This window comes from Alishewanella sp. BS5-314, from assembly GCF_025377695.1.
Classification (GTDB): domain Bacteria; phylum Pseudomonadota; class Gammaproteobacteria; order Enterobacterales; family Alteromonadaceae; genus Alishewanella; species Alishewanella aestuarii.
Map to the genome: position 1 here is coordinate 833101 of NZ_JACEHJ010000002.1, position 11366 is coordinate 844466.

Sequence of the window (11366 nt, forward strand, 5' to 3'; positions counted from 1 at the left end):
TTAGATCTCACTTTCGTTGCGTAATTTAAAACTGGCCTTAGTTGTTCTTTCTCGTTCTGCCTAAAAGAAAACGAGCGCCAAAGCGCCCGTTTTCTAAACAGTATTATTCTTCTTCGCCGGCGTCATCCTGCGCCAGTTGGCTGTCCTGTACCTCCGGCGTACGGACTACAGCTTCAGCATCAGCCAGCGCTGTGACCTGCTCTTCCTGAATTTCAGCAATTCGCTCCACACCCGAAACTTTTTCGCCTTCCTGGGTACGGATCAGGATCACGCCCTGGGTATTGCGACCCACTTCTGACACTTCACGTACCCGGGTGCGTACTAGCGTACCTTTGTCTGAAATCATCATGATCTCGTCACTTTCCGCGACCTGCACCGCACCAACCACCAGGCCGTTACGCTCAGAGACCTTGATCGAGACCACACCCTGGGTAGCGCGGCTCTTGGTCGGATATTCGGTCAGTGCAGTACGTTTTCCATAGCCGTTTTCTGTCACGGTCAGGATAGCGCCTTCGCCCTGAGGAATAATCAGTGACACCACGCTGCCGCCATCGCGTAAGCGAATACCGCGTACACCGGTGGCGCCGCGGCCCATCGGTCTTACAGCTTCTTCTGCAAAGCGTACAACCTTGCCATCATCCGAGAACAGCATAATTTCATTGCTGCCATCGGTAATGCCAACGTCAATAAGCTTATCGCCTTCATTCAGATTCACCGCAATAATACCGTTGCTGCGTGGCCGCGAATATTCGGTCAAGGCGGTTTTCTTCACGGTACCGTTGGCGGTAGCCATAAAGACGTACTTACCTTCCTCATATTCGCGTACCGGCAGGATGGCGTTGATGCGCTCGCCCTCTTCCAACGGCAGAATATTGACGATAGGTTTGCCACGCGCGGTGCGGCTGGCCAGCGGTAACTGATACACCTTCAGCCAGTATAAACGGCCGCGGTTTGAGAAACACAAAATGGTATCGTGGGTACTGGCAACCAGCAGCTTATCCACGAAGTCTTCATCTTTTACGGTAGTTGCGGCTTTACCGCGGCCACCACGGCGCTGCGCTTCATAATCAGTCAATGGCTGATACTTGGCATAACCCAGATGCGATAAGGTCACCACCACATCTTCTTCGGTGATCAAATCTTCTAAGTTGATATCCAGCATATTGTCCTGGATTTCGGTGCGCCGGGCATCGCCGTATTGGGCTTTGGCTGCGGCCAGCTCTTCACAGATCACTTCCATCAGCCGTTCCGGGCTTGCCAGGATATGCAGTAACTCAGCAATCAGATCCAGCAGTTCTTTGTACTCGGCCAGGATCTTTTCATGTTCCAGCCCCGTTAACTTGTGCAGACGTAAGTCGAGGATGGCCTGGGCTTGTTGTTCCGTCAGGAAGTACTGGCCGTCGCGGATGCCAAAATGTTCTTCCAGCCATTCCGGACGCGCTGCGTCCTGACCGGCACGTTCCAGCATGGCGCTGACGCCACCCAGCTCCCAGCCGCGCTCAACTAAGCCGGCTTTGGCGTCTGCCGGGCTGGCTGAGGTTTTAATCAGTTCGATAATGGCATCGATATTGGCCAGCGCAACGGCTAAACCTTCTAAGATATGGGCACGTTCGCGGGCTTTACGCAGGTCGAATACCGTACGGCGGGTCACCACTTCGCGTCGATGCAGAATAAAGTATTCCAGCATCTCTTTCAGGCTTAACAGCTTTGGCTGGCCATTGGCCAAGGCCACCATATTAATGCCAAATACCGTTTGCATCTGGGTATTGGCATATAACTGGTTCAGCATCACGTCTGAGGACTCGCCGCGTTTTAGCTCAATCACAATCCGCATGCCGTCTTTGTCAGACTCATCACGTAACGCTGAGATACCTTCAATGCGTTTTTCTTTTACCAGCTCGGCAATTTTTTCAATCAGCCGCGCTTTATTTACCTGATACGGAATTTCATTAACGATAATGGCTTCGCGACCGGTCTTCTCGTCGGTTTCCAACGTGGTTTTGGCGCGGATATACACCTTGCCCCGGCCGGTACGGTAGGCTTCTTCAATACCTTTACGGCCATTGATAATGGCCGCAGTCGGGAAATCCGGGCCCGGAATATGTTGCATCAGTTCGTGCAATTCAATATCCGGATTCGCAATCAGTGCCAGACAGCCATCAATAATTTCATTCAGGTTATGCGGCGGAATATTGGTTGCCATACCTACGGCAATACCGGATGAGCCGTTAATCAGCAGGTTCGGTACCTTGGTCGGTAATACGGCGGGAATTTGTTCGGTGCCGTCGTAGTTCGGCACAAAATCTACGGTTTCTTTGTCCAGATCGGCTAACAGCTCATGGGCAATGCGGGCCATTCTGACTTCGGTATAACGCATGGCGGCGGCAGAGTCGCCGTCAATCGAACCAAAGTTACCCTGACCGTCCACCAGCATATACCGCAGCGAAAACGGCTGAGCCATCCGCACGATAGTATCGTATACCGCACTGTCACCATGGGGGTGGTATTTACCGATAACGTCACCGACGACACGGGCGGATTTTTTGTAGGCCTTGTTCCAGTCGTTACCCAGTTCCTTCATGGCAAACAACACGCGGCGGTGCACTGGCTTCAGACCATCCCTGACATCGGGTAAGGCCCGGCCAACGATTACGCTCATGGCATAATCGAGGTAGGAATTTTTTAATTCCTCTTCGATATTTATTGGAACTATTTCTCTGGCCAGATCTGTCATAAAACGTTATTTTCCCTTAAATCAGATAGATAACTCGCTTTTCTTGCCTTTGTTTAGCGCGAGACAACGCCGGATTCTATCACAGAAATATTACCTTGCCATGCCTGTTTGCACCGCCTGCTCGAATTGCCGCCGTTGCCAGCACCGGCTAAGGCTTTATAATGCGCGAAAACAATCAGGTAGTGACTATGAACAGCCCCGATAACTTCGATAAAAACAGTAACGTCGATCAGAATGAAATCAGTAAGTTTAATGAGATTGCTGCCCGTTGGTGGGATCCGGAAGGTGAGTTTAAACCACTACATTTATTAAATCCGACCCGCTTAGGTTATATCAGTGATCAACTCGGTGGTCTGTTTGGCCGCAACACTCTCGACGTCGGCTGTGGCGGTGGCATCCTGGCCGAGAGTATGGCGCGCGCCGGCGCAAAGGTAACTGGTATTGATATGGCGCCGGATGGCCTGAATGTCGCCCGCCTGCATGCCCTGGAAGCCGGAGTGAATATTGATTATCAGCAAAGCACCGCAGAAGACTTTGCCGAGCGCCACGCCGGCGAATTTGAACTGGTGACCTGTATGGAAATGCTGGAACATGTGCCGGATCCGGCATCGGTGGTGCGCGCCTGCGCCGAACTGGCCGCACCCGGTGCTACTCTGGTGTTCTCGACCATTAACAAAACCGCCAAGGCGTACCTGTTTGCCATAGTCGGCGCTGAGTATCTGTTAAAGCTGGTGCCGCGCGGTACCCATCAGTTTGATAAGTTTATCCGCCCCTCAGTACTGATGCGCTATATCGAAGACGCCGGTTTGGAATTAGTGGATGCCACTGGTCTGCATTTTAACCCTCTCAATAACAGCTTTAAGCTTGGTGCCGGTTTGGATGTCAACTACTTCGTGGTAGCGCGTAAGCCACTCTGATGGTCAAGCAGCTGGGGACCGTGATACACCCTGGCTGCTAAATAACCGCTTAAACTAAAAATGACGCTTTATAGAACAAATAAATCCAAGCAAAAAAATCTATAAAAAAGCTTGCCTCTGACCGGTGCATCCGGGCACACTGAGCTCAAGGTTAGTGGCTGCTAACCGGCAAAAAAACTGCACAAAAAAGCCGCTTTTTCCTCGCTTGCAAATTCCTGCAATACACACTATCTTGTGATCGTCTTTTGAAATACACCCATATGTTGTGTAAATCGTCAGCAACCCGGGTGTATTGATAGCCGTGCGCTAAACCCGATTCATTTATTATTAAAAGAAATGGAATACTTCAGCGATGACTCAAACTCTTTTTGTGACTAAGCGCGATGGTCGGCGCGAACCTCTGGATTTAGATAAAATTCACCGCGTCATTGACTGGGCGGCCGAGGGGTTAAAAAACGTGTCGGTGTCGCAGGTGGAACTGAAATCCCATATTCAGTTCTATGATGGCATCAAGTCGTCCGATATTCATGAAACCATTATCAAGGCCGCTGCCGATCTGATCTCAAAAGAGACCCCGGATTACCAGTATATGGCGGCCCGGCTGGCAGTATTCCATCTACGCAAAAAAGCCTACGGTCAGTTCGAACCACCCCACCTGTATGACCAGGTGGTGAAGATGGTCGAAGCCAAACGCTACGATATGCATATTCTGGCTGATTACAGCCGCGAAGAGCTGGATATCCTGAATAGCTATATCGACCATAGCCGCGATCTGAATTTCAGTTATGCTGCCGTTAAGCAGCTGGAAGGTAAATATCTGGTACAAAACCGGGTAACCGGTGAGATTTATGAAAGCGCCCAGTTCCTCTACATGCTGGTTGCCGCCTGTTTATTTGCCAATTACCCGAAAAGCACGCGGTTGGACTATGTACGCCGCTTCTATGATGCGACGTCGCTGTTTAAGATTTCACTGCCCACACCTATTATGTCCGGTGTACGTACTCCAACCCGTCAGTTCAGCTCCTGCGTACTGATTGAGTGCGGTGATAGCCTGGATTCGATCAATGCCACCTCCAGTGCCATTGTAAAATACGTGTCGCAGCGCGCCGGTATTGGTATTAACGCGGGTCGTATTCGTGCTCTGGGTAGCCCAATCCGTAACGGTGAAGCCTTCCATACTGGCTGTATCCCGTTTTATAAGCATTTCCAGACCGCAGTAAAAAGCTGCTCGCAAGGCGGTGTGCGTGGTGGTGCCGCCACCCTGTTCTACCCCTTATGGCATCTGGAAGTGGAATCGCTGCTGGTACTGAAAAATAACCGTGGTGTGGAAGAGAACCGGGTGCGGCATCTGGACTATGGCGTGCAGTTTAACCGCCTGATGTATCAGCGCCTGATTAAAGATGACTATATCACCTTATTCAGCCCGTCTGATGTGCCGGGGCTGTATGATGCTTTCTTTGAAGATCAGGAAAAGTTTGAAGCCTTATATGTGAAGTATGAAGCTGACAGCAAGATCCGTAAAAAGCGCATTAAGGCAGTCGAACTCTTTACCTTATTTATGCAGGAGCGCGCCAGTACCGGCCGCATTTACCTGCAAAACGTCGATCACTGCAATACGCACAGCCCGTTCAACCCGGCGCTGGCACCGGTACGGCAAAGCAACCTGTGTCTGGAAATTGCGCTGCCGACCAAACCGCTGGAGCATGTTAACGATCCAAACGGTGAGATCGCGCTCTGCACACTGTCAGCCTTTAACCTCGGCGCCATTGAACAGCTGGACGAGTTTGAACCGCTGGCGGATTTAGCGGTGCGGGCACTGGATAGTCTGCTTGATTATCAGGACTACCCTATTCCGGCCGCACAATCCGGCTCCATGGCGCGCCGTACCTTGGGCATTGGTGTCATTAACTATGCCTACTACCTGGCGAAAAATGGCGTGAAATACTCGGACGGCTCGGCCAATGCCCTGACCCACCGTACCTTCGAAGCAATGCAGTATTATCTGCTGAAAGCCTCGGTGAAACTGGCGCAGGAGCAAGGCCCTTGTCCGAAGTTTAACGAGACCACTTATGCGCAGGGTATTCTGCCGATTGATACCTATAAAAAGGATCTGGATAAGGTTTGTGCTGAAGCCTTACAACTGGATTGGGAGCAGCTGCGTAAAGATATTCAGCAGTATGGCCTGCGTAACTCAACGTTGTCTGCGCTGATGCCATCTGAGACCTCATCGCAGATCTCGAATGCGACTAATGGTATCGAGCCGCCGCGTGGCCATATCAGCGTCAAGGCCAGTAAAGACGGTATCTTAAAGCAGGTTGTGCCAGAGTATGAGCGCTTAAAAGATCAGTACGAGCTGCTGTGGGATATTCCATCCAACGATGGTTATCTGACGCTGGTGGCCATTATGCAGAAATTTATCGACCAGACCATTTCGGCTAACACCAACTATGATCCGGCCAAGTTCGAAGGCGGTAAAGTACCGATGAAGATCCTGCTGAAAGATCTGCTTACCGCTTATAAGCTGGGTGTGAAGACAATGTATTATCACAACACCCGTGATGGCGCTTCAGATATCCAGGATGATATCAAGCCCGCAGCAGAAGACGACGGCTGCGCCGGTGGCGCCTGTAAGATCTAATGCAGTGAAGAGCGGCCCGGCCGCTCTTTTTTAGTAAGTTTTTGTCAGATTCTCAGGATTAAAATCAGCATGGCGTACACCACCTTTAACCGCAATATCAATGACCAGCTCAAGGAACCGATGTTCTTTGGTAATGCCGTAAACGTTTCCCGTTATGACCAGCAAAAGTATCCGATTTTTGAAAAGCTGATCGAAAAGCAGCTGAGCTTTTTCTGGCGGCCGGAAGAGATTGACGTCAGTAAAGATCGGATTGATTTCCAGCAATTACCTGAGCATGAAAAACATATCTTTATCAGCAATCTGAAATACCAGACGCTGCTGGACTCGGTACAGGGCCGCTCGCCTAACGTCGCCCTGTTGCCAATAGTGTCTATTCCGGAGCTGGAAACCTGGATTGAAACCTGGGCCTTTAGTGAAACCATTCACAGCCGCAGCTACACCCATATTATCCGTAATATCAGTGCTGAACCGCATAAGATCTTCGACGATATTATGCTGAACGAGCGGATTTTAGAGCGAGCAGTTGATGTTACCCGTTACTATGACGATCTGATTGATGGCATTAATCTGTATCAGCGTTGTGGTGAAGGCACTCATCAAATTAATGGTAAGACCGAGCAGATCACCTTGCGTGAGCTGAAAAAGCGGCTTTACCTGTGCTTAATGTCGGTAAACGTATTAGAAGCGATCCGCTTTTATGTCAGCTTTGCCTGCAGTTTTGCTTTTGCTGAGCGTGAACTGATGGAAGGGAATGCCAAGATTATCCGGCTGATTGCCCGCGATGAAGCGCTGCACCTTACCGGCACTCAGCATATGCTGAATATTCTGGCCAGCGGTGATGATGATCCGGAAATGGCGGAGATTGCCAAAGAGTGCGAAGAGGAATCTTACGCCATCTTTATGCGCGCGGCGGAGCAGGAAAAGGACTGGGCAGCCTATCTGTTTAAAGATGGTTCGATGATTGGTCTGAACAAAGATATTCTGTGTCAGTATGTCGAGTTTATTACCAATAGCCGGATGCAGGCTGTCGGCTTAAAACCACGCTTTGCCACCACGCAAAACCCCATTCCGTGGATCAACACCTGGCTGGTATCCGACAATGTGCAGGTGGCACCGCAGGAATCGGAGATCAGCTCCTATCTGGTAGGTCAGATTGATAACGAAGTCGATACCGCCGACTTTGGTGATTTTGATCTGTAACGCCGATGCCGCAGGTTCGCATTAATGGCGAGGTGGTCGTCAACTTCGATGGCTCCTCGCCTAACCTGCTACAGTTTCTGGAGCAACAACAGCAGGCCGTTAACTATCAGTGCCGCGAGGGCTTTTGCGGCGCTTGTCGCTGTAAACTGTTAAGCGGACAAGTTAGCTACCTGCAAGAGCCGCTGGCCTTTGTCCGCCGTGGCGAATTCTTGCCATGTTGCAGTATTCCACAGACCGATATCGAGCTGGAAATTCCGAAATAAATGGTATTTTTGCTTAAGTTAAAGCAAAATTAGCGCCGGATTTTGGCTGCTTTAGACGGTTGTTGATGAAAGCTCTTGTTCTGTCGTTGATGTTAACGCTACCGCTGCCGGCACTCGCCAACAGCGATTATCAGTCTTTATTTGCTCAGGCGCGTTATACCGAGTTATTACAACGCATGGAGCAAGATCCGGCTGCCCGGCGCGATCCGCAGCTGATGCTGCTGATGGTACGCTCGCTGATCCAGCAACAGTTCCGCGAAGAAGCCAGTACGCTGTTAAATCAATTGATTGAAGAATTCCCGGAGCACAGTGCCCTGCTGACGCAGGCGGCACTGAACAAAATCGCGCTGGCGAATAGTGGCAATATCTTTAACGCCCGTAAAAGAGCAACCGATGGTCTTGAGCTGCTGCAAAAAGCCATCAGCCTGGATCCGGAAAACTATCTGGCACAGCAAGCGCTGATTAACTTTTATCAGGTCGCTCCTGCCACTGCCGGTGGTAGCAAGCCTTTAGCAGCTGAACTTGCCGAGCAGTTATTTGCGAAAAATCCGGTGCAGGGCACCCTTGCCCGGGCTGGTATTGCTGTGGCTGAGGGCCGGTTGAGTGATGCGCAAGCGCTGCTTGATGCCCAGTTACTGCAGACACCGGATAACACTGAACTCTTACTACGCAAAGGTGCCGTCTTAACCCAGCAAAGCGCCTTTCTGGTAGCACAACAAACCTATTTACAGCTGTTACCGTTGCTTAGCGATCCGGTAAGCCAGCAGAATGTACATTTCCAGTTAGGGCGGCTGGCCGTGTTTACCGAGCGCTACCAGCTGGAGGGGATCCATGCGCTGGAAAGCTATCTGTCATTCTATGATAATAGCCAGCAACCCCGTCTGCCGCGCGCCCGATTACGTTTAGCGCAGTTATACCTCGCTCAGGGTGATATTGTCCGTGCCAGAGCGCTGTATCAGCAAATTGCCAGGGTGGTGCTGGATGAAGCCGACTTTATCGAAGCCAGAGCGCAATTAGCAACACAGCTGGAACAGCGTTAATCCTCAGACATAGGCCGCAGGGCGTGCCGCAGCCAAAACTGCGGCAATTGAGCATCTTACTTGCGGATCCCTTCGACACTCAGTTCCAGATAGACAGTTGCCGCGGCCGGGCCCAAGTCATAGTTGATGCCGAGGTCTTTTAATGCAAAGGCGGTGGTGCCGGCAAAACCTGCCCGATAACCGCCCCAGGGATCCTGACCTTCACCAATTTTCTCGGCAGCAATCACGATATCTTTGGTTACACCATTTAACGTGAACTTGCCATGCAGCTCAAAGTTATCACCGGTGGTGGGAACGACCTTGGTGCTAACAAAGCTGGACTGCGGGAATTTTTCAACGTTTAGAAAATCAGCGCTGCGTAAATGTTGATCGCGCTCAGTATGGTTTGAGTCGATACTGGTGGTATCGATAGTGACATTGATTTTCGAGGCGGCCAGATTATTGCTGTCGTAACTAAAGTCGCCGCTAAAGTCATTAAAACGGCCATACAGCCAGCTATAACCTAAGTGGCTAATTTTAAACTGGATAAAGGCATGTGCGCCTTCAGTGTCAATCACATAGTCAGCGGCTTGTGCCGGCAATGCCATTAATGCAGCTAAAGATGATGCTAACAGTAATTTTTTCATCAGGTTCCTCCGAGAGACAGTCATTACGTAACGCTATCCAGCTTACCTGAAAGAACCCGAAAGAAAATTGCATTAAAACGCAGGTAGTGTTCGATTAATTAGATTTATTGCAGCCTTATGCAGCAGCATTGGCGAGAAGATGTTGCTTTAGCGCTAATAAGCTGGTCAGACCGGTACCGGAGTGCTGTGGATAAGTTCAGACTGGTACCGGAGTGCTGTGGATAACGGCTGTTTCGCTTAGGATTCGAATTTGCCGTCGCGAATATGTTTTTCGCCGCGCGCTTGCGCCAGTTGTACCTGCTTTTGCCGCTCGGCGAAGGCTGCTTTTTGCTCGTCCGTGGTTTTGTCGTGACAATGCGGGCAGCTTAAGCCTTTGACATAGTGCTCAGACGCCAGATCGGCAGCCGATAACGGCATCCGGCAGGCATAACACTGATCATAACTGCCCTGCTCCAATCCATGCTTTACCGCCACGCGCTGGTCAAACACAAAGCATTCGCCCTGCCATTTGCTGTTTTCTTCCGGCATCTCTTCCAGATACTTCAGGATACCGCCATCCAGGTGGTAAACCTCTTCAAAGCCCTGGGTTTTTAAAAAGGCAGTCGACTTTTCACAGCGAATGCCACCGGTACAGAACATCGCTACTTTTTTATGTTTAGTTTTATCCAGATTCTCGGCGGCCCACTGTGGGAACTCGCGGAAACTGGTGGTGTTGGGGTTAATCGCGCCTTCGAACGTACCGATCGCCACTTCATAATCGTTACGGGTATCGATCAGAATGGTATCCGGATCGCTGATCAGCTTATTCCACTCTTCACCCCTAACATAGGTGCCAACAATGTGCTTTGGATCCAGGCCTTCGACGCCCATGGTCACGATTTCTTGTTTCAGCTTAACCTTGGTACGGTAAAACGCCTGCTCTGCGGCGAAAGATTCTTTGTAACTCATCCCCGCAAAGCGCCCATCAGCCTCCAGCCAGGCTTTGACCGCATCAACCCCTTCGCGCGGGCCAGAAATAGTGCCATTAATCCCTTCCGCGGCTAACAGCAAGGTGCCTTTCACCTTATGCATCACCATATGGTTATACAGCGGCTCGCGCAGAGCTTCATAATCCGGTAAATCAACAAACTTATATAAGGCAGCTACAACAAACATCTTTTATCCTCTTGCCAGGCTGGACCGCAAATCCAGTGCAATTAATGGTTAGCGCCACAAGGGCGGCGCGCATTATAACGACATCCGGCCTGCTGTCCAACCGCTGTTTTCGTGCTGCCAGCTTGTTAAGCCGGTAAAAAGGTACTGAGTAATAAATGGCCAGCCAGCATTAACAGTACGATACCCATTAACCGATCAAACCAATAACCTTTCGCCAGCAACAAGCTCCGCACCGCCGGTCGGGTTAGCAAAACGGATAACAAACAGAACCAGAGCGCGGTGGCAACGGCCATATAGAGACCATAGATCACTTTATAACTGAGCGGTGTACTGGCTGAAATCACCACCGCGAACAGCGACAAAAAGAATAAGGTCGCTTTAACATTTAAACCATTGGTAATAAAGCCGGCTAAAAACGCGGCGCGCCGGGCCGGCACATCAGGCATCGCCTCTTCTTCACCTGCTATGCCAACCGGCGGCCGGGCCCGAATCGCGCCCTGCCCCAGATAAATCAGGTAACCGGCTGCCACCACCGTTAGCGCCTGAAATAACCAGGGTGTGGTTTTTATCAATAAGCCAATACCAACCAGCGAATAGGTAATATGCAACAGGATAGCGGTACCAATACCCAGACTAGCCCAAATGGCGGTTTGCCGGCCGTAGCGCACGGCATAACGCAGGATAATCGCAAAATCGGGTCCTGGACTGGCTACCGCTAATAAATGTGCGGTGGCAATTAACAAAAACTCTGGCCAAAATGCTGGCATACTGCTTAATCCTTATTTTTATAAGT

9 protein-coding genes are annotated in these 11366 nt (G+C 50.6%); 5 read left to right on the top strand and 4 right to left on the bottom strand.

Annotated elements, in window-relative coordinates; genetic code table 11:
• Window positions 1-103 precede the first annotated feature (103 nt).
• Window positions 104-2734: a DNA topoisomerase (ATP-hydrolyzing) subunit A gene (gene gyrA / locus H1D31_RS08435; RefSeq protein WP_261257694.1), complete on the bottom strand. Its 2631-nt coding sequence runs from the start codon at window positions 2732-2734 to the stop codon at window positions 104-106.
• Window positions 2735-2922: 188 nt separating this feature from the next.
• Between gyrA and ubiG the strand changes: the two genes are divergently transcribed.
• The 5 genes from ubiG to H1D31_RS08460 all read left to right on the top strand — a co-directional run bounded on the left by ubiG (window position 2923) and on the right by H1D31_RS08460 (window position 8792).
• The gene (ubiG, locus tag H1D31_RS08440; protein WP_008608512.1) at window positions 2923-3651 is read left to right on the top strand and encodes a bifunctional 2-polyprenyl-6-hydroxyphenol methylase/3-demethylubiquinol 3-O-methyltransferase UbiG; all 729 of its coding nucleotides are present in this window, start codon (window positions 2923-2925) and stop codon (window positions 3649-3651) included.
• 352 nt (window positions 3652-4003) lie between these two features.
• On the top strand, window positions 4004-6289 hold the full coding sequence (gene nrdA / locus H1D31_RS08445) for a class 1a ribonucleoside-diphosphate reductase subunit alpha (RefSeq protein ID WP_261257696.1): 2286 nt from the start codon (window positions 4004-4006) through the stop codon (window positions 6287-6289).
• Window positions 6290-6358: 69 nt separating this feature from the next.
• Entirely contained in the window at window positions 6359-7489 is a 1131-nt protein-coding gene (nrdB, locus tag H1D31_RS08450) for a class Ia ribonucleoside-diphosphate reductase subunit beta (protein WP_008608508.1), read from the top strand.
• Window positions 7490-7494: 5 nt separating this feature from the next.
• On the top strand, window positions 7495-7752 hold the full coding sequence (yfaE, locus tag H1D31_RS08455) for a class I ribonucleotide reductase maintenance protein YfaE (protein WP_065954756.1): 258 nt from the start codon (window positions 7495-7497) through the stop codon (window positions 7750-7752).
• 65 nt (window positions 7753-7817) lie between these two features.
• Entirely contained in the window at window positions 7818-8792 is a 975-nt protein-coding gene (locus tag H1D31_RS08460) for a tetratricopeptide repeat protein (RefSeq protein ID WP_261257699.1), read from the top strand.
• Between the two features lie 56 nt (window positions 8793-8848).
• Here H1D31_RS08460 and H1D31_RS08465 read toward each other — a convergent pair whose 3' ends face one another.
• The 3 genes from H1D31_RS08465 to H1D31_RS08475 all read right to left on the bottom strand — a co-directional run bounded on the left by H1D31_RS08465 (window position 8849) and on the right by H1D31_RS08475 (window position 11340).
• A complete protein-coding gene (locus H1D31_RS08465; protein WP_261257701.1) occupies window positions 8849-9418 on the bottom strand; it encodes a YceI family protein in 570 nt (189 codons plus the stop codon).
• 237 nt (window positions 9419-9655) lie between these two features.
• Window positions 9656-10573 (bottom strand): rhodanese-related sulfurtransferase, encoded by a 918-nt coding sequence (locus tag H1D31_RS08470; protein WP_261257704.1) that lies wholly within the window; start codon window positions 10571-10573, stop codon window positions 9656-9658.
• A gap of 125 nt (window positions 10574-10698) precedes the next feature.
• Entirely contained in the window at window positions 10699-11340 is a 642-nt protein-coding gene (locus tag H1D31_RS08475) for a LysE family translocator (RefSeq protein ID WP_261257706.1), read from the bottom strand.
• Between the last annotated feature and the right edge of the window lie 26 nt (window positions 11341-11366).